Source organism: Pseudomonas sp. 7SR1 (genome assembly GCF_900156465.1).
GTDB lineage: Bacteria > Pseudomonadota > Gammaproteobacteria > Pseudomonadales > Pseudomonadaceae > Aquipseudomonas.
In genome coordinates this window covers 4,481,850-4,507,082 of the sequence record NZ_LT707064.1, presented here as the reverse complement: position 1 = coordinate 4,507,082, position 25,233 = coordinate 4,481,850, and the positions used below count along the sequence as shown (strand labels likewise).

The following is a 25,233-nucleotide window of genomic DNA, read 5'->3' as shown; positions in this document are numbered from 1 at the left end:
AGGAGATGCGCATGAATCCACGAAATATCGGCGTCATTGGCGCCGGCACCATGGGCAACGGTATTGCCCAGGTCTGCGCCTTGGCCGGCTTCGACGTAACGCTGATCGACATCAGCGAGACGGCCCTGCAGAAAGCCATCGCGACGATTGATAAAAATCTCGACCGCCAGGTCGCCAAGGACACGCTGACCCCCGAGCGAAAATGCGCAGCCTTGGACAGGATCCGCACCCGCTGCGATTACGACAGCCTCCAGGATGCGCAACTGGTGATCGAGGCCGCCACCGAAAACCTCGACTTGAAGCTGCGCGTCCTGCAACAGATCGCGGCCCAGGTCGGCGCCGATTGCGTGATCGCCTCGAACACCTCGTCACTGTCCATAACCCAGCTCGCCGCCAGCGTCAGCCGACCTGAGCGCTTCATCGGCCTGCATTTCTTCAATCCGGTGCCGGTGATGGGCCTGATCGAAGAGATTCGTCGCCTGCAGACCAGCGACGCCACCCACGCCCTGGCGCTGGACATGGCCACCGCGCTCGGCAAGACCGCCATCACCGCCGGCAACCGTCCGGGATTCGTGGTCAACCGGATCCTGGTGCCGATGATCAATGAAGCGATCCTGGTGTTCCAGGAAGGCCTGGCCAGTGCCGAGGATATCGACGCGGGCATGCGCCTGGGCTGCAACCAGCCGATCGGCCCTCTGGCCCTGGCGGACCTGATCGGTCTGGACACGGTGCTGGCAATCCTCGAAGCCTTCTACGAGGGTTTCAATGACAGCAAGTACCGCCCTGCCCCGTTGCTCAAGGAAATGGTCGCCGCCGGTTACCTGGGACGCAAGACGGGGCGTGGCTTCCATGCCTATGCCTGAGCGCTGCTCACGCTTCGCCGAATACCGGGACAAGGTACTGGAGCTCTTTGCCTGCAAGGGTTTCGGTCAAGTCGGCATGCGTGAGCTCGCAACCTGCCTGGGGCTCGCCCCAGGCTCGCTGTATCACCATTACCCCAGCAAGCAGCATTTGCTGCTCGACCTGATCGAAGAGTTCTACGAAGAGTTGCTCGCCACCCTGCAACGCGTCGAACGAACCGCCCCGGCGAAACGCGACAGGCTCGACCTTGTGATCCGCGCGCACCTGAACCTGCATCTGGAGATGCCTTGGCATTTCCGTCTGGCGGAACGTGACAGCGGTTGCCTGAACGAGGCGCAACAGGAACGGGTCCGGCAGTTGCGCGAACAGTATGAGAGCAAGCTCTTGCTGCTGCTCGGCGTGCGCCTGCAACTCGACGAACAAGGCCAGATGGCTGCCGCTCATGCCATTGCCGCCTTGCTCAACAGCGCGCCCAGTTGGCTTGGTCAATATGCGCTGGATGAACAAGCACGCGGCCTGATGATGACAAATATGGTGGGCGGTGCCATCGAGCGCTTGCTGTCGCCAGTTTCTCGCCCCAGCACGAGAAAACAATCCGCTCGTCAATCAGGTCAGGCTTGCGAAGGGTGAATTGCTTCGAGACCCGCCGCGCTGCCCCACCCTTATCGCCCTCATCCAGATCGCGTTGACAGCGGCATGTACCCCCGCCATCGCAGCCCTGGGCCCTTTAAAAGTGATTCGAATCAAGGTATTGCACGATCATTTTTGAGCAGAATCCACGGATCGAAACAGCAGTCCCCCCACCCAGCCGCAGCGTCACTTACAACCCTTTATTTACGGGCCATTACCTCAGCTCAACCCATAGTATTAACCCAGCCCTCCAAGCAATAGCGCCAATATACTGTCGCCATTTTTGGCAAAAATGCCAAAGACTAAAATAGTGACGTTTTTCCGACAAATGGCATCACCATGCCATTGCTGGGTGTTCGAATGAAGGCTCATCATCCGCGTGTCATTGCTACTCGTTTGCCCCTTCAAGGGCTGGCGCAGGACGCAACAATCGCATCGCTTCTATGGGAGCAACACCGGGATGATGACTGTATACGTTATGGTCATGGCGATCTGCAGTGGCAAGGAAGGCTGCGTGGAAGAACGCAAGCCGGGACCGACCTATGCCACCAAGGAAATATGCATGGAAACGGCCAGGGGCATGGCGCCCCGCAAGGGCGTGAAATTCAAATGCCGCCGTCAGCAAGTGCAATTGATCGTGCCGAACCACATACCCCATGCGGCCGGTCTCGAGAACGTGGTCTCGACCGACACCAAAAGGCAGCCTTAGGCTCTGTCCGAAAAATCTTGAGCCCAAGATCAGGCTGTTTTCAACGCAGCCTGAACGAGTATCACGGTTTTTGGTAAGGCGTATGGTTCTCGGGCGGCATCGTCCACTCATGACCCAGCACCTCCACCAGAGAGATCGGCATGCCCTTCCTTGCCCGCCATCGGCCGCCCGCCAAAGGTGCCGGTGAGTCTGCCGATCCACTGGGCGGCGTCGTCCACATAGGTAAAGACCACCGGGATCACCAGCAGGCTGAACAGGGTCGACGTCATCAGGCCGCCCAATACGCCGATGGCCATGGGCGCTCGAAAACTCGGATCGGCCCCTATACCCAGGGCCACCGGTAGCATCCCACCCCCCATGGCCATCGTGGTCATGATGATGGGACGGGCACGCTTGCCACAGGCATCGATAATCGCATCCCAGCGGGAAAGGCCATGATCCCGGCGAGCGAGGATGATGTAGTCGACCAGCAGGATAGAGTTCTTCGTGGCGATGCCCATCAGCATGATGAGCCCGATCATCGCCGGCATCGACATCTCGGTGTCGGTGAAGAACAAGGCCACGAATGCCCCGGGGATCGATAGCATCGGCGCCGCCAGGATTGTCAACGGCTGCATGAAATCCTTCAGCAGCAAGACTAGCACCATGTAGATGCACAGGACGCCCGTCAGCATCGCCAGGCCGAAGCCGATGGCCAGCTCGCCCATGGCCTCGGCATCGCCACCGGAGGTTTGCACCACCCCTGCCGGCAACGTCCGCAGGCTGGGCAACGCCAGCACCGCCTCCTCGACGTCTCCCAAGGCTTGGCCGTTGAGCTCGACTTCGATGTCGACGTTGCGCATGCGGTCGTAGCGTGCGATTTCAGCCGGGCCGCTGCCGATTTCCAGCGTGGCGACATTCTCCAGCGCTACAGGCCCCCTGGCCCCGGGAACCGGAAGCCGCTTGAGCACCTCGATGTCTGCCCGGGCAGCATCGGCAAGCCTTACCACCACCGGCACCTGTCGCTCGCTGAAACTCAACTTTGCGAGCGCCTGGTCGTAATCCCCCAGGGTAGCGACCCGCAGGGTATCGGCGATCGCAGCGGAGGTGACGCCCAGGTCGGCGGCACGCGCAAAGTCAGGACGCACGATCAACTCGGGTCGCACCAGGCTGGCGGTTGAAGTGACCGCGCCGCCCCCTGGAAGCGTACGCAGCTCGCGCGCTACCTGCTGCGCATGTCGGGTCAGCACCAGAGCGTCTTCACCCGCCAACACCAGCACGAAGTTGTCCGAACCGCCCATGCCGACCCCGACCCGCACTCCCGGCAACACGCCCAGCGCTTCGCGCAGTTCGCCCTCGATCTGTTGCTTGCTCAGGCCGGGGCGGTCATTGCGGTGTGCGATGCTGATCGTGAGTACGGCGGTACGCACGTCCCCGGCGGAACTGGCAGGCGGTTCGCCTGGATCATCCTCGGCGGCGCTTTTACCAATGGCGGTGTAAACCCGCTTTACCTGGGGGTTCTGTTCGACGATCCGGCGTGCCCGTTCGGCGAGGGAAAGGGTATCGGCCATCTTGCTGCCCGGAGCGAGTGTCAGCGTGACCTGGGTTTGCCAATCGTCATCGGCAGGAATGAACGTTCCTGGCAACGACACCGCGAGCATCAGGCCACCGGCGAAAAAGGCCGCCGCGATCGTCACCGTCAACAGACGATGACGCAAGCACCAGCGAGCCCAGGACAGATACAGGTTCATCCACCGTGAAGACTGTCGGTTCGACGACTTCGGTGCTCTGAGCAGGTAGGCCGCCATCATCGGGGTCAACATTCGCGCGACGAGCAGTGAAAAGAACACCGCAATGGCAGCTGTCCAGCCGAACTGGACGAAGAACTTGCCGACGGTCCCGCTCATGAACGCCGTCGGCAAAAATACCGCGATCAAGGTGAACGTGGTGGCTATCACTGCCAACCCGATCTCATCAGCGGCCTCCAGCGCGGCCTGATAAGGAGTCTTGCCCAGCCGCATATGGCGCTCGATGTTCTCGATCTCGACTATGGCATCGTCCACCAGCACACCGATCACCAGGGACAAGGACAACAGCGTTACGGTGTTCAGCGTGAATCCCATCCAGTGCATCACGGCGAAGGTCGGAATGGCCGACAGGGGTAGCGCGACGGCGACAACGGCGGTCGCTCGCCAGTCACGCAGGAAGAAAAACACCACCAGGATGGCAAGGGCGGCACCTTCGTAGAGCAGGCGCATCGAACCGTCATAGTTCTCCACCACCAGCTCCACCGAGTTGAATACCTCTGTGACCACGATATGAGGATGCCTGGCCTTGAGGGCGTCGAGGGCGGCCTGGACGCCTTCGCCCACTTCGACCTCCCCGGCGCCGCGCGCGCGCAGCACCTCGAAACCGACCACTGGCTGGCCGTTGAGCAGTGCGGCTGAACGCGGTTCGGCCACCGTATCGGCCACGGAGGCGATTTCGTCGAGCCTGACACGGCGACCGTCGCTCAGGGTGATTTCGAAACGGGCGATTTCTTCGCTCGACTGCACGTTGGCCAGCATGCGGATCGACTGTTCCGCGCCACCCAGATAGGCCCGGCCGCCGGACGCCTCCTGCTGCATCTGCCGCAGCTGGCGGGAGATATCCAAGGCGCTGGTATTGAGGGCGAGCAGTTTCACCGGATCCAGGTCGATGCGCACCTCACGACTGACCCCACCGACGCGGGAAACCGCCCCGACACCCCGAACCGCCAGCAGCGCCTTGCTGAGTTCGTGCTCGACGAACCAGGACAGGGCTTCATCGTCCAGGCGCGTCGATGCCAGGGTATAGATCAATATCGCCGAGCCGGCGATGTCGACCTTTCTGATCACCGGGTCCCGCAGGTCGGCGGGCAAGTCCGCGCGCACACGGGCCACGGCGTCGCGAACCTCGTCCAACCCTTGCTGGCTGGACTTCTCCAGACGAAACTCGACGGAGATGTCCACGGTGCCGTCGGACAGGGTGCTGCGAATGTGCTTGACGCCCTGCACCGTGGCGAGGGAATCCTCGATCTTGCGGGCGACGTCGTTTTCCAGCTGGACCGGCGAAGCGCCCGGCAATTCAGCCGTCACCGTCACCACCGGCAAGTCGATATCGGGAAACTCCTGCACTTTCATCATCGCGAAACTCATCAGGCCAACGAACGTCAGCAGGATGAACAGCAGAATGGCCGGTGTCGGGTTTCGGATCGACCAGGACGACACGTTCAGGCTCATGGCTGGCTCTCCGGCAAACGCAGGCTGCCAGCACCCACCCTCGAACTGGATGTCACCTGGTCAGGGTCGGGAGCCGGCAGCGCCTCAACGACCCGGACATGATCGCCTTCGTTCAGGAAGCCGCCACCGGCCAGGACCACGGGGCTAGCAGGGTCGAGGCCATGAATGATTTCGATCCGCTCGCCCACGCTGCGCCCGACCGATACCTTGCTTCGCATGACCCTGGCGTCCGGCCCTACGCGCAGCACGTAGCTGAAGCCATCGCTCAACAGTACCGCGCTCTGCGGCAAGGTCATCGCCCGATCGGCACCCACCTCGAATTCGCCTCGTGCGAACATGCCGGCACGGGCGACGCCACCGGCCGGCAGATCGACATAGGCCATCCCGTTGCGGGTTTGCGTATCCACCGTGGGCGCGATCATCCGCAGGGTGCCCTGCGCCACCTGGCCATCGGCCAGGCGTACCCTGGCCACCTGGCCGGGTTTCAACCGCGCAAGATCGGCGGCCGCGACTTCGGCCCGCCATTCGAGCCGCTGGCCACGGATCAGGCGAAACAGTTCCTGGCCAGCCGGCAGCACGGCGCCCACGGTGGCGGTTCGAGACGAGATGACACCGTCGTCCGGGGCCAGTACCTGGGTGTGGGCCAGTCGAAGGCGCCGCAACTGCTCGGTGGCCTCGGCGGACTTCAGCCGGGCCTGCGCGGTGCGCTCGGCCACCAGGTATTGGGTGATCTGCTGCGCTGACATCGCACCGTCGACCTCCAGCAAGCGCGCCCGCTTGGCATTGGCCTCGGCTTCGACAAGGGCAGCCCGCGCCTCCGCCGTGGCGGCCTGACTTTGCGCAAGCTCGGCGCCAGGCGTGTCGGGGGCAAAGGTGGCGAGCAACTGGTTGCGCCGGACCTGGTCGCCGACATTGACCTTGACCTCCGCCAGGCGCAGCCCGTCCGCCTCGGTCCCGATGCTCGCCTCCTGCCACGGCATGATGTCGCCGTTGGCATGAATCCGCACGGGAAGCCGCAACGGCTGCAGCGTGGTGACCGCGACCGAAAGCGCAGGCTTTGCCGCGGGGGCTGCCTGGCTGACATCCGGCGTGGATTCAGAGGGGCTCGTTGCAAGGGCGACGATCACCAAAATGATCGCTGCGGCGGTGCTCACGGCCACGAGAGCCGTTTGGCGGGAGATCGATTTCATGCGGGTGGTATTCCTGGACACAGCGCTGTCGGCGCGATGCTGATGGGGCTTGTGCGCAAATCGCTGCAAGGCGGCCACTATCCAGCGGGAAACCTTTCCAGATCCTTACCAGGAACAAGGAGCGAAAGATGTCGCCCGGTAAGTGTTCGGTAAGACGAAGCTGCCGATCATCGCGGCGTCCTTATCCTCGCTCTGGAGAGCTGCATGTCTCTTTCACGCTTCCCTGCTCCGAAACGCTTGACGGCGCTGACGCGCTGCATGGTCATTTCAGCCGCTCTGGTTGGGTCGAGTACGTCCCTGGTGGTCCGCGCCGCCGAACCGGAACGCGCCGAAGGGAGTTCATCCTGGGGGCTGGGGATCGGTGCCGCCAGCAGCCAACAGCCCTATACCGATATCGATCGGGATAACCAGGTCATACCGCTGATCTATTTCGAGAACGATTATCTGGAGGTGTTCGGCACCACTGCCGAGATCAAGCTGCCGAGCCTGCGCCTCGATGACACTCAGCAACTGAAGTTCAACGCAGTGATCCACTACGACTCCAGCGGCTATGAGGACGACGACGCACGGATTCTCGACGGTATGGATGACCGGGACGGCGGCCTATGGGCCGGGGGGAACGTGAAATGGGAAAACCCATGGGCGAACGTCACGGCGCAGTGGACGGCCGACGCCTCGGGCAACAGCGATGGACAGCGCTTCACCCTCGGCCTGGACAGGACGTGGGAGCTGGGCGACCGGATCAGGCTCACTCCGCGGCTGGCCGCCGTCTGGCAGGACAAGGACTATGTCGACTACTATTTCGGGGTTCGCGACGAGGAAGCCCGTTCCGATCGCCCAGCCTATGACGGGAAGTCCGCTATGAACACTGAATTCGGCCTGCGTGGTACCTACCTGTTCGATCGACACCACTCGGTATTTCTCGACCTGGAAGCGGTACGCCTGGCCAATGAGATCAAGGACAGCCCGCTGGTGGATGCTTCTACCGAAAACAGCGTGCGCTTCGGTTACCTGTACCGTTTCTGATGAGCCGCATACTCCTGGTCGAGGACCACGAACGGCTTGCGCAGCTGATCTGCAAGGGCCTGGCCGGCGTCGGCATCGCGGTGGATGTGGTCGGCCGCATCGACACCGCCTGGGCGGCCGTGCAGCGGCTTCCTTACCAGGCAATGGTCCTGGACCGAGGGCTGCCGGATGGCGACGGGCTCGTGCTGCTGCAGAAAATGCGCAGGGTCGCCCTGGGCTTGCCGTGCCTGGTCTTGACGGCGCGGGATGCGCTGCATGATCGCGTCGAAGGCCTGGACGCCGGCGCGGACGACTATCTTCCCAAACCCTTCGCCATGGATGAGATGGTGGCACGGGTCAAGGCGCTGCTTCGCCGCCCCGTCCAGCTCAGCACCCTCAATCCCAGCCATGGCGACCTAACCTTGCGACCCGACACCGGCGTACTGTGCCGAGGGGACAGGAGCATGGCCCTGTCCGCTGCGCAAATGCAGATCATGCTGCTTCTGGTGCGCAATCAGTCCGATGTGGTGCGACGCAAAGCATTGGAGGCGGCAGCCTGGGGATTGACCGATGCGGTCACACCCAATGCACTGGACGTCGCCCTGCACCGCATTCGTCGTAAATTGATCATGGTGGGGTCGCAATACACCATCGTGAACGTCAGGGGACATGGCTATGCCCTGGGCACGCATGATCAGGTTCAATAGCCTCGCCGTTAAGGTGTTGCTCGCGTATGTCGCCGGGGCAGCGCTGACCACCGCGCTGGTGGTGCTGGTGGTGGTTTCGATGTCCTCTTCCCAGAGCGACCTGCTCTCGGGCGCAGAAGTGGCCGATACGACACACGACATGGTCGATGACCTGGTGTTCGACAGCCAGGGCAATCCGGTGGACCTGGACGTCACCGACTTCGACGTCGAATGGGTGTTCGACAGCCTTAAACAGGAAACGGCTTACCGCGTGCTGGACGATTCCGGCAAGGTCGCGCTGGCTTCCGCCAGCGAAGTCCAATGGCCGCCCTACAGCGCGGCCAGCCTGCCGCCACCGGAGCGCTTCGTGTTCACGCATGCTGACGTGCGGATGCACGGCGCCACCGCGGTCGTCGAACACGAGGGACGCGTCTGGTATCTGCAATTCGCCGCCAGCACGAGGTTCCTGCACCTGGTCTACCGGGCCTTCGCACTGCCTTTCACCGGGCTGGGAATCGCCCTGTTCAGCCTGGTGCTGCTGTTCGTCTTCGGCACCTGCGTCTACGTCACCTTGAGATACACCTTCAAGCCACTGCGCGACATATCGAACCTGGCCGCCGCCATTTCCCCCCGGTCCATTCACGCACGCCTGCCAACCGCTTCGGTTCCGGCGGAAATCGCGCCCCTGGTCGAGAGTTTCAACCACGTGCTGATGCGCCTGGAACGTGGTTATCGCGTGCAGCAGGAATTCCTGGCCAAAGCGGCGCATGAGCTGAAGACGCCGCTGGCCTTGATCCGTGCCCAGATCGAATTACTGGATCAAGGCCATGAACGCGGAGCGCTGCTCAACGACGTCGAGCACATGACCCGCCAGGTCCATCAATTGCTGCACCTGGCCGAAGCGAGCGAGATCCAGAGCTACCGGTTCGCTACGGTCAACGTCCGCGAAGTGGTCAGGGAAACCGTCGATTACCTCCAACGAATGGCCGACACGGCACAGGTGAAACTGCTCGTCGGCGGCGATGCCGACACACAGTGGCTGGCGGATCGAGGCGCCCTCTTCACGCTACTCAAGAACCTGCTGGAAAACGCTCTCCAGCATGCGCCTCAAGGCAGCGACATTCATATCGAAGTGGATGCCGACACCCTGACATTGCGCGATCACGGTCCGGGCGTGGACAAAGAGCATCTGGTGCATCTCTTCGAGCGGTTCTGGCGCGGGGCCCATCGGCGTGATCACGGCGCGGGGCTGGGCCTGGCCATCTGCCAGGAAATCGCCACGGCCCACGGCTGGACACTGTCCGTACAGCGAGCGGATCCCGGGCTACGGTTCCAGCTTATCCGGCAGCAGTGAGACGCCCCGGAGCCATGCATCAGGAGGCGCGGGTTCGCCTGGACCCGCCTGTCTTTCTGTGGGGGCAACGGTATTTTTTGTTTCCCCCCCCTTTATTTGGAAACAAATGTTTCCTATGCTGTCGCCATGACGACTCAATCCGAAATATCCATCCGCCCAGGCCGCCCCCGCGAATTCGATACGGATGCGGTGCTGGACAAGGCAATCAAGCGCTTCAGCGAATATGGCTATCACGGCACCTCCATCGCCGACCTGAACGCCTGCCTGGGGCTGACGTCGGGCAGCATCTACAAGGCCTGGGGCGACAAACGCGGACTTTTTCTGGCGGCGCTCGATCGCTATATGGCGCTGCGCGCCGAAGCCATCGCCGCTCAGTTGCTGGACAGGCATTCGGGCCGCGACAAAATCCAGGCCTTGCTCACTCAATACGCGCAGCTGAGCGGCGAGATCCCGGGCCGCACCGGATGCCTGGTGGTCGAAGCCGCCGTGGAGCTTTCCCAGGCCGATATGGACGTGGCAGACCGGATCGCTGCACAGCAGAACAGGCGGGAGGCACAGTTGCGTCGCCTGATCGAAGAAGGGCAGCTCGACGGGTCCGTCAATGCACAGATCGATGCCGCTCCCCTGGCCAAACTCCTGCTGGCACTCCAGCAAGGCATGCGGGTATTGGGAAAGACCGGATCCAGCAGCGAGGCAATGTCTGGCATGGTTTTCGAGTTGATGCGCTTGCTCGAATGATTTTTTTGCCCAATTAGGAAACATTCAGTTCCATTTGAGGAAACCACATGAACACTCGATCAGCACAGCCTGATTTCGTCGGTCAGGATTTCCTGCTCCGCACCGACTTCTGGCAGCGTTTTCGCCATGCCAGCACACGGGTAAGTGACGTCAATATTCACTACGTCGAGGGCGGCGAAGGCCCACCCATCCTGCTGATCCCAGGTTGGCCGCAAAGCTGGTATGCATGGCGCTATGTGATGCCCCAACTGGTGGACGCCGGTTATCGGGTCATCGCGCTCGACCCTCGCGGCATGGGTGAAAGCGATGCGCCTGCCGGTCGTTATGACCTGGCCACTGTCGCCACCGAACTGCACCAGTTCGCCCAGGTCCTCGGATTGTTCGAAAACGGCCCCATCGATGTCGCGGGGCATGACGTAGGCACCTGGATCGCCTACGCCTGGGCCGCGGACTGGCGCTCGGACATCCGTCGCGTCGCACTGCTCGACGCGTTGATACCCGGCCTTTCAACGCCTCGCACCGACCTGCCTGTCGATGAGGCCAACCGACGCAGTTGGCACTTTGCGTTCAACCAGCTCGATGACCTCCCCCAGCTACTCATATCCGGGCGCGAAGAGGCCTTTCTCACCTGGCTGTTCAGGGCCAAGGCCCTTCAGCCCTGGACCATCACGCCTGAAGACATCGCCGTCTATGCACGCCAGCTTGCGGCCCCTGGCGCATTACGGGCGGTGACCGGCTACTACCAATCTGCATTGTCCGGCGAAGGGGTCGCCGCGAACCGTCGCCGCGCCGAGACGCCACTCGGCATCCCCGTCCTGGCCCTCGGAGCGCAGCGAGGTGTCGCGAATCACATCATCGATGCATTGAAGCCTCTGGCGGCAGATGTGCAAGGCGAGGTGATCCTCGATGCCGGGCATTACCTGCCAGAGGAAGCGGCCAACCGCGTGGCCGACCTGTTGGTTGATTTCTTCGGCAAGCCGTGAGGGAAATAGCGGTGCCTCTGCTCATTCTGCAAAGGCATACCGGCCTCAACTCAACGCCATGGCGTCCTGCTTGGAGGTAAAGAATCGTGCAAACAATTCGGACTGTGACTTGATATTCAACTTGGCGTAGATGTTACGACGGTGCACTTTTATGGTTTCCGCCGACAGGGAAAGCTTTCCTGCGATTTCCTTGTTTGAAAAGCCACTCAATAACAACTTGAGCACATCTTTTTCACGCACGGTGATCTGTGCCCCCAGCGAGGCGATGGTCTCTGGCCAGGGTGCTGGCTCGCCAGGATGTTTTGCCACGTCAACTTCAAAAGCCATGCGCTGGTGCATCAACGCTGTCACCCAGGGCTTGATGATATCGAGCGTCGTGATTTGTTCCTGGGTAAAGCGAACATTGCTGCCGAAGGACACGCATAGCGTTCTTTCGGGATCGAGCTTGACGTTGTATTGCGCCTCATCCACCGAGATGTACTGTTCAAAATACTGGTGGTAATACTCTGTCTCGAGAAAGTGCTCCGGCGCCACATCCAACATATGGAAGAAACCGGTCTGCGGATTTTCCCGATCGGCTATATAGAACGGGTCCAGCATGTAGAGCCCTTTTACATAGCGATGAATGAACGCATCGACTTCTTCCGTGTCGGCCACTTCAGGAAGGCTGACCACTTGAACTTGCTGATTGCTGAAAATCAATACGACCCAGTTATCGACCTGCACATGTTCATTCAAAAGACGGACAAGAGAGCTCCAGAACTCTGGACGATTCAACCGCATGATCAGTTGTCCGATCGATCGATGCCAAGCCAGGCTGTGAAGGTCGAGCGGCATTTTCTACCCCTTTAGGGTTAGGGATTCGTCGGGCGCGGATAAGTATTCGTAGGTATTTACTATTCGTCAATGCGGGGTATATTCGGTCCCGGGTTACGACGGCCATGAAGGCCATCGCCTTGACAAGGATAGTTGTATGAGCAAGTCGCGCCTGCGCCGCATTCTTTCAGCTTCGCTTCTTTGTATCGGGATAAACAGCTCGGCGGGTGCCGCAGAACCGACGATGTATCTGTATAACTGGTTCGGGTTTATCGCACCGCAGACTCCGAAAGAGTTCGAGCAGGAAACCGGCACCCGATTCCACATGGACCCATTCGACAGCGCCGAAATCATGCAGAGCAAGGTGATGGCCGGGCGTACAGGGTACGATGTGGTGGTGGCCACCTCCAATGTATTGCCAAGCCTCATCCAGGCAGGTGTGCTGCAACCGCTGGATCGCAACCAGCTCGGAAACTTGTCCCATGTCGACCCTGACATCCTGGCCCAACTGGCAGTCAATGATCCAGGCAACCGCTATGCCGTGCCCTATCTGTGGGGGACCACCGGCATTGGTTATGACGTGGACAAGATCAAGGCCGCCCTGGGCGACGATGCGCCGGTGGACAGCTGGGACCTGATCTTCAAGGAAGAGAACATCAGCAAACTCAAGTCGTGTGGCGTGGCGATGCTCGACTCTCCCAGCGAGATCATCTCCATTGCCTTGCATTACCTTGGGCTGCCAAGCAACAGCAAGAATCCGGACGACTACCAGAAGGCCCAGGCGCTGCTGCTGAAAATCCGTCCCTACGTCCTCTATTTCGACTCGTCGCGAATCGACGCCGACCTGGCCGATGGCAATATCTGCGCGGTCGTGGGCTGGGCAAACGGTGCGCTTGCGGCGCAGGCCATCAACGAAAAGAACAACACTGGTCGCAAGATCGCCTACAGCCTTCCCCGCGAAGGTGCGCTGGTCTGGTCGGAAAACCTGGTTCTATTGAAAGACGCCCCCCACCCGAAGGAAGGCATGGCATTCATCAACTACATGCTGCGTCCGGAAGTCATCGCCAAGACCTCGAATCACACCCTCTATCCCAACGCCAATAAAGACGCCACGGAATTCGTCGAGCAACAGCTGCGCGACAATCCCTGGATCTATCCGGACAAGAAGACGATTGCCACACTGGTTCCTCTCGAACCCCTGCCCTTGAAACTGGAGCGCATCCGCACCCGGGTCTGGACCAAGGTAAAGAGCGGCACTTGATCTGATGGAGTTGTCGTTGACGCCTCCTGCAACGCTTGAATCAGGCTCTGTTTGAGGCTTTTCAGACAGCGCCCAGGGTGGGAGAACCGCTGCAGTTCTGACGCGGCTATCTGAAGCCATGAACGTCACCCAGGGAAAAGACAGCCCGACGCCAGGGCTGTCATAGAGGGAAGGAATCCATTCATGCACCAAAGTAACCACCAGGGCTATCCGGAGTCAGACGACCGCAAGGCCTATAAGGAAATTGAAGAGCAAATCATCCATTGCACACCCGAACAAGCCTGGGCCATGTATTCCATTTCCACCGGAATGGTCCGACTCAACATCACCCAGGCAGTGAAGAAACTCATCGCCGCCGGGAACAAGGCGCTGCTGGCGCAGTTCCCGGAACTTGCCCCGGCCGCAACGGCCGATCACGAATCGAACAGACGCTCAACGCGCTGAATCCTGACAGTCAGGCTCTGTACGAAAAGTCTTGAGGCGAAGATCAGGCGAGGCGGTTTTCAACGCAGCCTGAACGAGTGTCAAGGCTTTCCGTACCGAGTCTAGCGCCCTCAGGAGCCCTGGATGAGGCGAAGCGGCTATCGACAACTTCGATTCGACTGACCCGCCAATTTGCCAGATCAGGCAATTATTCGAGAGGATCAGGCAATCCGGTCTAACGCAATGACTTCTATAGTGGGTTAGAGTCATTCACATCAAATCGGTATCTGATCGAGTCACGGCGCCAGGCTCTGTACGAAAAGTCTTGAGACGAAGTTCAGGCGAGGCTGTTTTCAACGCAGCATGAGCGAGTATCAAGGCTTTTCGTGCAAAGCCTGATGATGCGGTGTGTCCACAGCGGAAGTGGGCCAGATTGACCTTCCGCTACCGGCCTCCCCTTGTCTTCAACACGCGTCGTATCCAAGCACTGACCCACTCTTGTCCGGAGAGCTAGCCCATCATGAGTGCACTCACTATCAACGGCCGTGAATACACGGTCGACGTAGACCCAGGAACGCCCATCCTCTGGACCCTGCGCGACACGCTGGGCATGACCGGCACCAAGTTCGGCTGCGGCGCGGCACTGTGCGGCGCCTGCACCGTTCACCTCGATGGCCAGGCCATTCGTTCCTGCGTGACGCCCATTGCCGCCGCCGAAGGCAAGCACATCACCACCATCGAAGCGGCCACCAACGGCAGCGATCCGGTCGGCACCGCGGTCCATGAAGCCTGGGTCAAGCACGACGTGGCGCAGTGCGGCTACTGCCAGAGCGGCCAGATCATGAGCGCCACCGCTTTCCTCAAGGCCCAACCCAAGGGCAAGCAACCCACCGTGGCTGAAATCGACTCAGCCATGGCCGGCAATATCTGCCGTTGCGGCACTTATGCCCGTATTCGCGCCGCGGTGGCTGATGCCGCCAAGGCCCTTGCCTGATCGGAGCTCGTCATGCTGAACGACATCTTTCCCGGTGAGGTTCCCCGCGCCTTGCAGCCTATGTTCGAGCGCGATCTTGCCGACGGCCCCACCACCCTGCCCCGTCGCAGTTTCCTTAAGATCGTCGGCATCGGCGGGCTGGCGCTGGGTGCCTTTCCGCACCTGGCCATGGCCCAACAGGCCGACGACACTGCCGGCGCCCCTCTCAAACCGGCCCAGCAACCGTCTGCCTTCGTGCAGATCGCCCCCAGCGGAGAGGTCATCGTGACCATCAATCGACTGGAGTTCGGCCAAGGGGTGCAGACCGCCCTGCCGATGATTCTCGCCGAAGAACTCGATGCCGACTGGAGCCTGGTGCGCAGTCGCAACGGCAACGGCGACGCCGCCTACCAGGACCCGATCTTCGGCATCCACCTCACCGGCGGCTCCAATTCGATCAAGAACAGCTACATCCAATACCGCGAACTCGGCGCCCGCGCTCGCGCCATGCTGCTTGCCGCCGCGGCCGCGCGCTGGAACGTGGACGTGGCGAGCCTGAGCACGCAATCTGGCAAGGTGCTGGGGCCTGGAGGACGCCAGGCAAGCTATGGGGAACTGGCCGAAGCCGCAATGAAAATGCCCGTGCCCGAGCAGATCACGCTCAAGGACCCCAAGGACTTCCGCATCATCGGCCAGGCCACCACCCGCATCGATGCCAAGGCCAAGAGCAGCGGCCAGCAGGATTTCGGCATCGACATGCACCTGCCTGGGCAGCTTACGGCCGTCGTCGCCAGGCCACCGGTATTCGGCGCGAAAATCAGCTCCCTGGACGACAGCGCGGCGCGTGCCACCAAGGGCGTGAAAGCCGTGGTGCGGGTGCCGCTGGATGGCGGTGCCGAAGGCGTGGCGGTCATCGCCGATGGCTACTGGCAAGCCAAGCTCGCCCGAGACGCCTTGAAGCTGGAATGGAACCTGGCTGGCTTGGAGAAAGTGGACAGCGACAAGCAACTGGTCCAGTACCGGGAACTCGCCGGCCAGCCCGGCCCGTTGCATTTCGAGGCCGACATGGCGCCCCTGGCCACGGCACCGCACAAGCTCGAAGCCGAATTCGTATTCCCCTACCTCGCCCATGCCCCCATGGAGCCCCTGAACTGCACCGTGCAGCTTGCCGACGATGGCGCCCGCCTGTGGGTCGGCACGCAGTTTCCCGGCGGCGATGGGAGCGTGGCCGCCAAGGTGCTGAATCTCAAGCCGGAACAGGTCCTGGTCAACGTGCAGACGGCGGGCGGAGGCTTCGGCCGGCGTGGTGTCCCCAGCGGCGATTTCGTCGCCCTGGCCTGCGAGGTGGCCAAGGCTGCCCGCGCCAGTGGGCTGGAGGTCCCGATACGCACGCTCTGGAGCCGGGAAGACGACATCAAGGGCGGCTACTACCGGCCCATGCACCTGCACCGCGCGCGAATAGGCTTCGATGACAACGGCAAGGTGCTGGCCTGGGACCACGCCCTGGTCGGGCAGTCGATCCTCAGCGGCACCCTGTTCGGTGGCCGGGTGAAAAACGGCATCGATCCTACCGCGACCGAGGGCATGCGCAACCCTTACCCGCTGCCGATGCGCCTGACGGTCCATCATCCCAAACTCAACGTACCGGTGCTCTGGTGGCGCAGCGTGGGTTCCACCCACACCGCCTTCGTCATGGAAACCTTGATCGACGAAATCGCCCGCACCACCCGGCAGGATCCGGTGGCCTACAGGATGAAGCTGTTCGGCGACCAAAGTCCTCGCCATCGCGCGGCCCTGCAACTGGCCGTGGACAAGAGCGAATATGGCAAGCGTCAGCTTAACGCCGGCCATGCCTGGGGCGTGGCGGTCCATGAGTCGTTCAGTTCCGTGGTGGCCTATGTCGTGGAGGCCTCCGTGCAAGACGGTCGCCCGGTGCTGCATCGCGCCACCGCTGGCGTGCACTGCAACCTGGTGGTCAACCCGCGCAGCGTGGAAGCCCAGGTACAGGGCGCGGCCGTGATGGGCTTGTCCATGTGCCTGCCAGGCGGCGCTGTCACCTTGACGGACGGGGTGGTGCAGCAGAGCAACTTCGCCGACTTCAGCGTGCCGCGCATCACCGACATGCCGGACATCGCCGTCCATGTCGTACCCAGCGCCGAGCCTCCCACGGGGATGGGTGAACCCGGCCTGCCGGCCCTGGCACCTGCTTTTGCCAACGCCATCGCGAGCCTCACGGGCAAGCCGCTACGCCAGTTGCCGTTCCAGCTGGCATGACATGAAAAAGGCTGCCGGACTCTGCGAGCGAGTCGCAGTGTCCGGCAGCCTCACATGGGGCCCGGCGATGACCTTGCCACGCCAACGGGTGCAGTGCCGTTGCCCGATCTTCAATCGTAGAACGGTTCGACCAGCGTCCGGCTGCCCACGAAGAAGCTGTCCGCCACCAGCCGCAAGGGCTGCAGGTCCAGGTCGCGGGCCTTGTCCGTGATCAACTGCTGGAAATGCCGATACACCGCCGGGTATTCCCCTTCCTCCGAAACGGCCTGGCGCACGCCATCGATACTCAACAACGCGCCACCGTTGTCCAGCCGCAGGACACCCTCGGCGCAGCGAATCTCGATGCTCCAGAGCTCATCATGACCATGGTCGAAATCGAACTCCGCCCGGACATCGAGGTGGCGTGCATCCGACATCCTGATGCTGGCGGCGATAGGTGATTGGCAATTGTCCGGAACCCGCAGCTCGGCAGATTCGACGAACAGTGGCAAGGGCAGCAGATGGGTCGCGATGGACAGCGCGTTGATTCCGGGATCGAACACACCCAGGCCACCCGGCTGCCAGATCCACGCCTGGCCGGGATGCCACTTGCGCACGTCTTCCTTCCAGTCGATCTGCACGCTCTGCAACGTCCGGGTGGCCAACCAGTCGCGAGCGGCTTCGATTCCCGGCGCGTAGCGAGAATGCCAGGCGAACAGCGCGCTGACACCGTGCTTGTGCGCCTGGCTCACCAGTTCCATGGCTTCGCCCAACGTGGCGCACGGCGGCTTTTCCACCAGGACATGCTTGCCTGCGGCCAGCGCTTGCTGCACCAACGCGAATCGACCCTGGGGCGGCGTGCAGAACGCAATGGCATCGACCTGCGGGCCGTTATCGAGCAACTGGCCCAGGGACTGGAAATTCTCCACGCCGGCACAGGGCTTGCCCTGGGTAGCGACGGCCACCAGCTGGAAGGCGGGGTTGGCCTGGATGGCGGGAACGTGTTGGTCCTGGGCGATCTTGCCATAGCCCACCAGACCGAGACGAATCGGTTGCATCTGGGACTCCTGATTTTTTTGTACGCTGGTTTTTATTTAAGGGTCGGGCAGCAAACTAGACGTAATTGCCGTGCCAGACAATGGGCACGTTCCGAATGAGGGCGGGCCGGTGTGCGCAGGAAAGTGATACGGGTCACAGATCAGGCGGTCCCACGGGCAGGCGATGGAGTATTTTTTCGCCCCAACGCTTATAAAGCTTGCAGCGCAAGCACAGGAAAATCCCGGAAGAACGATTGCCCCCTCATGGACCCCAAGGAGCCCCGGATGAGCACCACCGAACAGTTGCAAGATAGCGGCAAATACAGCGCCAAGTGGCAGGAGCGCTTCAACTTCTTCGACACCTATGGAGCGCCGAGCGACCCGCGCTACAAGGAAGCGATGAAAAAGCTGCCCGACTTCAGGAAAAAGATCCTCATCAACGCCAACATCATCGCCTTCTTCTTTGGCCCGATCTATCTGTTCGTCCTGGGGCTGTGGAAGAAGAACCTGGCCATGATCGGCCTCATCATCGCCATCAACATCGCGCTGAGCGTGCTTTTCGCCATCATGGGCATGGAGGTGCCAAGGCCTCTGAATACCGGCCTGAGCATCGCGTTCTCCATGACCTACGCGATGATGACCAACTACGCTTACTACCTCAAGGAAGTCAAAGGCGAGCAAGGCTGGAACCCGTTCCAGGGCATGCGCTTGTGATTGCACGCCGGTCCGCTCAAGCGCCCGCGCCCCGTAAAAAGGGCGCGGGCGCTGCATTTTGTGCAGCGAACAACCTCATCCGAACGCTTGAGCAGTGTCCAGGTGCAACATCGCCCGGGCGTCGACGGTGAAGCTGTAGCGCTTGTCCCGCAGGAGAACGACATCCTCCTCGCATAAGCGCCGCAGCACTTCCCTCACGCTGATGAATGACAGCTGCGCGCAAGGCTCGCCCAGGGCGGCATGCAGTTCACGCACCTCTAGGGCATGATCCGCCCTGGCCGCGACCAGCATGGCCTCGATCACCTTCAAACGAATCAGGCTGGTGCGCAGCCCATAGAAGCGCAGCAATTCACGGATACGTCGATTCGTGTCGCGATCATCCTCGGCAAGCCCTCGGCCGACGCCGAGGGAGGGTTGCTGTGGCCTGATACGCGGCAACGAGGCCGATGGGTCGTTCATGAGAAATCCTTTTCAACACCTACCTGGTAAAACCGGAAACGACCGCTCCCGGCCGTCACGTTGCCCTTGTCAGCCTGCGGTGCGAGTCATGGCCCCGCTTCCCCGGGCACTGGCGCGCTGACCGTACCCCGGCGATCACGTCGCCGTTGGGCGATGGACAGCACCCAGACGAAAAACACCGGGACGTACAGAATGCCCAGCACCGTCGCCGCCAGCATGCCGCCGATGACACCGACGCCGATTGCACGCTGGCTCGCCGCTCCGGCGCCGCTGGCCAACGCCAGGGGCAATACCCCCAGGATGAAAGCCAGGGAAGTCATGACAATCGGCCGAAAGCGCAGGCGGGTCGCCCGGGCCGCCGCCTGCGCCAGGCTGACGCCCTGGCCATGAAGGGACTTGGCGAACTCGACGATGAGGATGGCGTTCTTTGCACACAGGCCGATGATGGTGATCAGCCCTACTTTGAAATAGACGTCATCGGGCATGCCCATCACCGTCACCGCCAATACCGAACCGAGCATGCCCAGCGGCACCACCAGCAACACGGCGAAGGGAATCGACCAGCTTTCATACAACGCGACCAGCACCAGCAAGACCATGGTCAATGCCAAGCCCACCAGCCAGGGGACCTGGTCGCTGGCTTGCTGTTCCTGCAGTGAAAGCCCCGCCCATTCCAGGCTGAACCCGGACGGCAACTGCCGCGCGATGCCCTGCAACGCCTCCATCGCCTGGCCGGTGCTGTACCCCGGCGCCGGCTCTCCGGAAAAACGCAACGACGCCGAGCCGTTGTAGCGGGCGATCTGCAGGGGCCCGACCTGCCACTCGAAACGACTGAAGGCATCCAGCGGCACCAGGCGCCCCTGCCGGTTGGGCACTTGCAGGCGCAGCAGCGCTTCGGGCGTCTGCCGGCTGACGCCGTCAGCCTGGATGATCACCCGCTGCATCCGCCCCTGATTGGCGAATTCGTTGATCTGCTCCGAGCCCAGGGCGGCGGCCAATGCCGAGCTGATCACGTCGAAACTCACCCCCAGGGCCTCGGCTTTTTCACGGTCGATGCTGACATTGATCTGGGGCGCATCAGCCAGGCCGTCTTCCGACAGATGCCCGATCTGCGGCGATGCCTTGGCGCCCTCGAGCAACTGGTCACGCGCCTTCGATAGCGCTTCGTGCCCCCGGCCCGCCAGGTCCAGCAGGCGCAGGTCGAAACCACCGGACGTACCGAGCCCATCCACCGGCGGCGGCACCACGCTGTACAGCGTACCGTCGGCAATGTCCTCGAAGGCCTCGTTAGCCCGCTCGGCCACTTCGTCGCTGGCCTGGCCGCTGCCGCGCAACGACCAGTCCTTGAGGGTGACGTAGGATAGCGCCGCATTGGCGCCCTCCCCGGAGAAGCTGAAGCCCATGATCGCCAGCACGTGCTCGGTGGCCGGTTGCGCCAGGGCATAGTCCTCCCACGCCCGGACCGTGACATCGGTACGAGAGGCGGACGCCGCAGGCGGCAACTGGATATCGGTGACGATGTATCCCTGGTCCTCGTCCGGCAGGAACGAGGTTGGCAGCCGCAGGTAGGCCAAGGCCAGTACCAGCAGCAACACCAGGTAGACAGCCATGCTGCGCCCGGACCGTCGGACCCAACTGGCTCCCAGTCCCTCGAAGCGCTCGGCCAGGGCATCGAAGCGCCGATTGAAGGCGTGCGCCCAGCGATGAGCGCCGGCCCGGCGGGTCGGGTCGTGGGGCTTGAGCAGGGTCGCGCACAGGGCGGGCGTCAGGCTCAGGGCGAGGAACCCGGAAAACAGGATGGATATCGACAAGGTCATGGCGAACTGCTGGTAGATCACTCCCACCGATCCGCCCATGAACGCCAGTGGCACGAATACCGCGGACAGCACCAGGGTAATGCCGACAATCGCCCCGCTGATCTGCTGCATGGCCTTGCGGGTCGCCTCCCCGGGCGACAGGTGCTCGCGGGAAATCAGCCGCTCGACGTTTTCCACCACGACGATGGCGTCATCCACCAGGATGCCGATGGCCAGGACCATGCCGAACAGGGTCATCATGTTGATGGAGAAACCCAACGGCGCCATGAGCGCGATCGTTCCCAGCAGGCAGACCGGCACGGTCACGGCGGGAATCAGCGTGTAACGCAGGTTCTGCAGGAACAGCAGCATGACCAGGAACACCAGGACCATGGCTTCGGCCAGGGTGTAGAGGACTTGCTCGATCGCCACATCGACGAAGTAGGAAGTGTCATAAGGCACGCTCAGGGCCATGTTCGCCGGCAATGTACTCGACAGTTGCCCAAGCCGCGCCTTGATCGCTTGCGCGGCCTGCAGCGCGTTGGCGCCGGGGGCCAGCTGCACCGACATGGCGGCGGCAGGCTTGCCGTTCAGGCGCGCGTCGAAACGATAGTCCTTGCGCCCCAGCTCGACCCGCGCCACGTCGTGGATTCGCACACTGGAGCCGTCGTCGTTGGCCCGCAACACGATATTGCCGAACGCCTCGACCGACTCCAGTTGCCCCTGCACCATCACGGTGGCGGTGATGTGCTGCTCGGCGGGCCCCGGCCGTTCTCCCGTGCTGCCGGCGGGCACCTGCACGTTCTGCGCGGCAATGGCCCGGCCGACATCGGCCATCGACAGGTTGTACGCCACGAGGCGGGCGGGATCGACCCAGATCCGCATGGCCCGTTCGGAGGTGTACATCTGTACCCGCCCGACCCCGGCCACCCGGCGGATTTCGTTGTTGATGGCCCGGGCCGCATAATCCGCCAGCACCACGGAGTCGGCCTGTCCATCGACATAGGACAGGGCATACACCAGGAGAAAGTTGGAGCGCGCCTGTTCCACCTTCAGGCCTTGCTCGATGACGGCTTGAGGCAACCGCCCGATCACTCGCTGCAGGCGATTCTGCACATCGACCTGTGCCATGTCGGGGTCGGTCCCCGGAGTGAAGGTGACGGTGATATCGGCCCCACCATTGGCGCTGGTGGACTCGTAATAGATCAAGCCCTTGAGGCCGTTGAGCTCCTCCTCGATCAGGCTGGTGACGTTCTGGCCGACGATCTGCGCGGACGCCCCGGGGTAATTGGCGCTGACACTGATCTGCGGTGGAGCCACGTCCGGGTACTGGCTGACCGGCAGGGTACGCAGGGTCAGCAGCCCCGCCAGCACGATGAACAGGGCAATGACCCAGGCAAGATTCGGACGATTGATGAAAAATTCCGGCACGGTTGTTGTTCCTTGACCGTCAGTGCTGGGCCTGTTGCTCGGCCAGCGTGATAGGGCTGACCTGGGTCCCGGCGCCGAGCTTGTCGGCCCGTTCGATCACGACCCGCTCGCCGGCCGACAACCCCTGGGTGATCTGCCAGTTGGAACCTTGCATCACACCGGTGCTGACCACCCGCTCGCGCACCACCGCGCCGCTGTCCACCAGCATCAACCGGGCCTGGCCATCGGCACCGCGCTGCACCGCCTGTTGCGGAACGAACAACGCCTGCGGATCGACGCCGGCCGGCGCCTTGACGCGCACATACATGCCGGGCAACAGCAGGTTGTCCGGGTTGGCAAATTCGCCACGCAGGGTGACCTGGCCGGTACTGCGATCGACGGAAATATCGGAAAAGATCAACTTGCCATGTCGCACCTGGGGTGGGTCGCCCACCTGTACGGTCACCTGCGCCGAGCCACTGCCATCATGCGTCAGGCGGCCGTCGGCCAGGGCTTGCTGCAGCGCCACGACTTTATCGGCCGATTGGGTGAAATCGGCATAGATCGGGTCCAGTTGCTGGATCCGCGCCATCTGCGTGGCCTCGTCCTGCCCGACCAGCGATCCCTCACTGACCAGGGCCCGGCCGATACGACCATCGATCGGCGCCCGCACCTGGCAGTACCCCAGGCTGAGCCGGGCGCTGTCCAGGTCGGCCCGGGCGGTGAGGCGATCGGCCTCGGCACTCTTGAGGTCCGAGACCGCGTCGTCGAAGGCCTGTGGGCTGATGGCATTGATCGCCACCAGTTCCTTGAAGCGCCTTGCCTGGGCCTTGGCCCGATAGACATCCGCCTCGGCCCTGGCCAACGTCCCCTCGGCGCGCATCAACGCGGCCTTGAACGGCGCCGGGTCGATGCTGAACAGCAACTGCCCCGCCTTGACGTCGGCGCCCTCCTGGAAGTGCCGGGTCAGCACCACACCGGCCACGCGGGCGCGCACCTCGGCAATGCGTACCGGCTCGATACGGCCGGGCAGCTCCGTGGTCATGGCCAACGCCTGCGGCTGTACCGTCAGCGTCTTGACCCGGGGTACCGGCACGTTACGTTCGGTGGATGGCTTCGGCTCGCCGCAACCGCCTATCCCTAGCACCGCCAGCATCAGCCAGGCGGGTTTCATCGAGGCAAGAACCCTGGGCATCGTCGCTCCCTGTCCATGAAAAAGGCCTGCCATGGCAGGCAGGCCTTGTACGGTGTCCGATCAGCCAGCCGGACGCTCATTGATCGCGCTGGCGGCACGGAACAGGATTTGCGCGACGAAATCGATCTCCTGCTCGGTGATGATCAGCGGCGGCAGGAAGCGCACGGTCGCGCCATGACGGCCTCCCAGTTCGAGGATCAGGCCATGTCGCAGGCAAGCCTGCTGGAAGGCCTTGGCCCTGGCAGTGTCCACCGGCGGATGGCCCTGGACGTCCGCAGTGCCTTGGGGATCGACGACTTCCATGCCGAGCATCAGGCCACGACCACGCACATCGCCGATCCAGGCGAACTCGCTTTGCAGGGCCAGCAGGTGCTTGCGCAGATGCGCCCCCATGGATTCGGCGTGCTTCACCAGGCCCTCATCGCGGATGAAGCGCAAGGTCGCCGTGCCCGCCGCCATCGCCAGCTGGTTGCCTCGGAATGTTCCGGCGTGGGCCCCCGGCTGCCAGACATCCAGGGAATCGTTGTAGACCACGACCGACAGCGGCAGGCCGCCGCCGATGGCCTTGGACAACGTGATCACATCCGGCGTGATGCCCGATTGCTCGAAGCCGAACATGCGCCCGCTGCGGGCGATGCCGCACTGGATTTCGTCGACGATCAGGGGAATACCGTGGGCCTGGGTCAGCCGGCGCAGTTCCTGGAGCCAGCGGTCAGGCGCGGCGATCACGCCGCCCTCCCCCTGGATCGGTTCGAGGATCATCGCCGCCGGCGCGGTCACACCGCTTTCCGGGTCGTTGAGCAGGTGCTCCAGGTAACGCACATTCAACGTGACTCCTTGCTCGCCGGCGACGCCGAACGGGCAACGGTAATCGTTGGGGTATGGCAGGCGCTGCACCCCCGCCATCAGGGCGCCCAGGGCGTTTTTCGGCGACAGGTTGCCGCTGATGGCCAGCGTGCCCAGGGTCATGCCGTGATAGGCGCCTTCGAACGCCAGGACCGAGTGACGCCCTGTCGCGGTGCGGGTCAGCTTGAGGGCGGCCTCGACCGCATCGGCCCCGCTGGGGCCGCAGAACTGGATGCGTGCGTTACGAGCGAACTCGGCCGGCAGGCACCCGAAAATTTCCTGGACGAATGCGTCCTTGACCGGAGTCATGAGGTCCAGAGTATGCATCGGCACACCCGCCGCCATGACCTGGGTGATGGCCTGGATGATGACCGGGTGATTGTGGCCCAGCGCCAGGGTCCCGGCGCCGGCCAGGCAATCGACGAATACTTGCCCTCGGCTGTCCTGTACATAGATGCCGTGGGCCCTTTCGAGCACCAGGGGGATGCGTCGCGGATAACTGCGGGCATTGGATTCCTGCTGTTGCTGACGCTCCAGCAACGGGGTCGGATCGAGGCAGTAAGGGGTCGACAGACCGGTGTGCAACAGACGTAGCTGTTGCGCGCCACCCGCCGTGGCATTCGAAGAAGTATTCATGATTTCCTCCATGGAGGCT

21 protein-coding genes are annotated in these 25,233 nt (G+C 62.5%); 13 read left to right on the top strand and 8 right to left on the bottom strand.

Going from position 1 to position 25,233, the window contains the following annotated elements:
- The first annotated feature begins 11 nt into the window (after positions 1 to 11).
- From BW992_RS20010 to BW992_RS20000, 3 genes are all read left to right on the top strand, one after another.
- Positions 12 to 863 (top strand): 3-hydroxybutyryl-CoA dehydrogenase, encoded by an 852-nt coding sequence (locus tag BW992_RS20010; RefSeq protein ID WP_076406972.1) that lies wholly within the window; start codon positions 12 to 14, stop codon positions 861 to 863.
- Complete coding sequence (locus tag BW992_RS20005) at positions 850 to 1,491, top strand: TetR/AcrR family transcriptional regulator (RefSeq protein WP_076406971.1); 642 nt, start codon at positions 850 to 852, stop codon at positions 1,489 to 1,491. The genes BW992_RS20010 and BW992_RS20005 overlap by 14 nt, the downstream gene beginning before the upstream one ends.
- Before the next feature lie 463 nt (positions 1,492 to 1,954).
- Entirely contained in the window at positions 1,955 to 2,200 is a 246-nt protein-coding gene (locus BW992_RS20000; RefSeq protein ID WP_143147073.1) for a hypothetical protein, read from the top strand.
- A 107-nt stretch (positions 2,201 to 2,307) separates the two neighbouring features.
- Here the strand turns inward: BW992_RS20000 and BW992_RS19995 are convergent, their stop codons facing one another.
- Both BW992_RS19995 and BW992_RS19990 read right to left on the bottom strand, forming a co-directional pair.
- Complete coding sequence (locus tag BW992_RS19995) at positions 2,308 to 5,439, bottom strand: efflux RND transporter permease subunit (protein ID WP_083714592.1); 3,132 nt, start codon at positions 5,437 to 5,439, stop codon at positions 2,308 to 2,310.
- A complete protein-coding gene (locus tag BW992_RS19990) occupies positions 5,436 to 6,629 on the bottom strand; it encodes an efflux RND transporter periplasmic adaptor subunit (RefSeq protein WP_076406970.1) in 1,194 nt (397 codons plus the stop codon). Before BW992_RS19990 ends, BW992_RS19995 begins: the two co-directional genes overlap by 4 nt.
- A gap of 204 nt (positions 6,630 to 6,833) precedes the next feature.
- Between BW992_RS19990 and BW992_RS19985 the strand changes: the two genes are divergently transcribed.
- The 5 genes from BW992_RS19985 (at position 6,834) to BW992_RS19965 (ending at position 11,395) form a co-directional block, all read left to right on the top strand.
- Positions 6,834 to 7,655, top strand: a complete 822-nt coding sequence (locus BW992_RS19985; protein ID WP_231991071.1) for a MipA/OmpV family protein — start codon at positions 6,834 to 6,836, stop codon at positions 7,653 to 7,655.
- Positions 7,655 to 8,341 (top strand): response regulator transcription factor, encoded by a 687-nt coding sequence (locus BW992_RS19980; RefSeq protein WP_072458943.1) that lies wholly within the window; start codon positions 7,655 to 7,657, stop codon positions 8,339 to 8,341. The genes BW992_RS19985 and BW992_RS19980 overlap by 1 nt, the downstream gene beginning before the upstream one ends.
- Complete coding sequence (locus BW992_RS19975) at positions 8,304 to 9,674, top strand: ATP-binding protein (protein ID WP_231991070.1); 1,371 nt, start codon at positions 8,304 to 8,306, stop codon at positions 9,672 to 9,674. The genes BW992_RS19980 and BW992_RS19975 overlap by 38 nt, the downstream gene beginning before the upstream one ends.
- Before the next feature lie 126 nt (positions 9,675 to 9,800).
- On the top strand, positions 9,801 to 10,412 hold the full coding sequence (locus BW992_RS19970; protein ID WP_072398387.1) for a TetR/AcrR family transcriptional regulator: 612 nt from the start codon (positions 9,801 to 9,803) through the stop codon (positions 10,410 to 10,412).
- A gap of 47 nt (positions 10,413 to 10,459) precedes the next feature.
- Positions 10,460 to 11,395 carry an alpha/beta fold hydrolase gene (locus BW992_RS19965; protein ID WP_072398388.1) on the top strand — a complete coding sequence of 312 codons (936 nt, stop codon included), beginning with the start codon at positions 10,460 to 10,462 and terminating at the stop codon, positions 11,393 to 11,395.
- Between the two features lie 45 nt (positions 11,396 to 11,440).
- On the opposite strand, the gene BW992_RS19960 is transcribed toward BW992_RS19965, so the two are convergent.
- Complete coding sequence (locus BW992_RS19960) at positions 11,441 to 12,232, bottom strand: helix-turn-helix domain-containing protein (protein ID WP_072398389.1); 792 nt, start codon at positions 12,230 to 12,232, stop codon at positions 11,441 to 11,443.
- Positions 12,233 to 12,368: 136 nt separating this feature from the next.
- On the opposite strand from BW992_RS19960, the gene BW992_RS19955 reads away from it, so the two are divergent.
- The 4 genes from BW992_RS19955 (at position 12,369) to BW992_RS19940 (ending at position 17,142) form a co-directional block, all read left to right on the top strand.
- Positions 12,369 to 13,472 (top strand): polyamine ABC transporter substrate-binding protein, encoded by a 1,104-nt coding sequence (locus BW992_RS19955; RefSeq protein WP_072398390.1) that lies wholly within the window; start codon positions 12,369 to 12,371, stop codon positions 13,470 to 13,472.
- A gap of 183 nt (positions 13,473 to 13,655) precedes the next feature.
- Positions 13,656 to 13,916, top strand: a complete 261-nt coding sequence (locus BW992_RS19950) for a hypothetical protein (RefSeq protein ID WP_072398391.1) — start codon at positions 13,656 to 13,658, stop codon at positions 13,914 to 13,916.
- 499 nt (positions 13,917 to 14,415) lie between these two features.
- Positions 14,416 to 14,889: a (2Fe-2S)-binding protein gene (locus BW992_RS19945; protein ID WP_072398392.1), complete on the top strand. Its 474-nt coding sequence runs from the start codon at positions 14,416 to 14,418 to the stop codon at positions 14,887 to 14,889.
- A 12-nt stretch (positions 14,890 to 14,901) separates the two neighbouring features.
- Entirely contained in the window at positions 14,902 to 17,142 is a 2,241-nt protein-coding gene (locus BW992_RS19940) for a xanthine dehydrogenase family protein molybdopterin-binding subunit (RefSeq protein WP_076406968.1), read from the top strand.
- Positions 17,143 to 17,252: 110 nt separating this feature from the next.
- On the opposite strand, the gene BW992_RS19935 is transcribed toward BW992_RS19940, so the two are convergent.
- Entirely contained in the window at positions 17,253 to 18,179 is a 927-nt protein-coding gene (locus tag BW992_RS19935) for a Gfo/Idh/MocA family protein (protein ID WP_072398394.1), read from the bottom strand.
- 264 nt (positions 18,180 to 18,443) lie between these two features.
- Between BW992_RS19935 and BW992_RS19930 the strand changes: the two genes are divergently transcribed.
- Positions 18,444 to 18,872 carry a DUF2628 domain-containing protein gene (locus BW992_RS19930; RefSeq protein ID WP_076406967.1) on the top strand — a complete coding sequence of 143 codons (429 nt, stop codon included), beginning with the start codon at positions 18,444 to 18,446 and terminating at the stop codon, positions 18,870 to 18,872.
- Between the two features lie 75 nt (positions 18,873 to 18,947).
- Here BW992_RS19930 and BW992_RS19925 read toward each other — a convergent pair whose 3' ends face one another.
- From BW992_RS19925 to BW992_RS19910, 4 genes are all read right to left on the bottom strand, one after another.
- The gene (locus BW992_RS19925; RefSeq protein WP_076406966.1) at positions 18,948 to 19,331 is read right to left on the bottom strand and encodes a hypothetical protein; all 384 of its coding nucleotides are present in this window, start codon (positions 19,329 to 19,331) and stop codon (positions 18,948 to 18,950) included.
- Positions 19,332 to 19,417: 86 nt separating this feature from the next.
- Positions 19,418 to 22,558 carry a multidrug efflux RND transporter permease subunit gene (locus BW992_RS19920; RefSeq protein ID WP_076406965.1) on the bottom strand — a complete coding sequence of 1,047 codons (3,141 nt, stop codon included), beginning with the start codon at positions 22,556 to 22,558 and terminating at the stop codon, positions 19,418 to 19,420.
- Positions 22,559 to 22,577: 19 nt separating this feature from the next.
- Positions 22,578 to 23,732: an efflux RND transporter periplasmic adaptor subunit gene (locus BW992_RS19915; protein WP_076406964.1), complete on the bottom strand. Its 1,155-nt coding sequence runs from the start codon at positions 23,730 to 23,732 to the stop codon at positions 22,578 to 22,580.
- A gap of 60 nt (positions 23,733 to 23,792) precedes the next feature.
- Positions 23,793 to 25,214 (bottom strand): diaminobutyrate--2-oxoglutarate transaminase, encoded by a 1,422-nt coding sequence (locus tag BW992_RS19910; protein WP_083714590.1) that lies wholly within the window; start codon positions 25,212 to 25,214, stop codon positions 23,793 to 23,795.
- Positions 25,215 to 25,233: the final 19 nt, after the last annotated feature.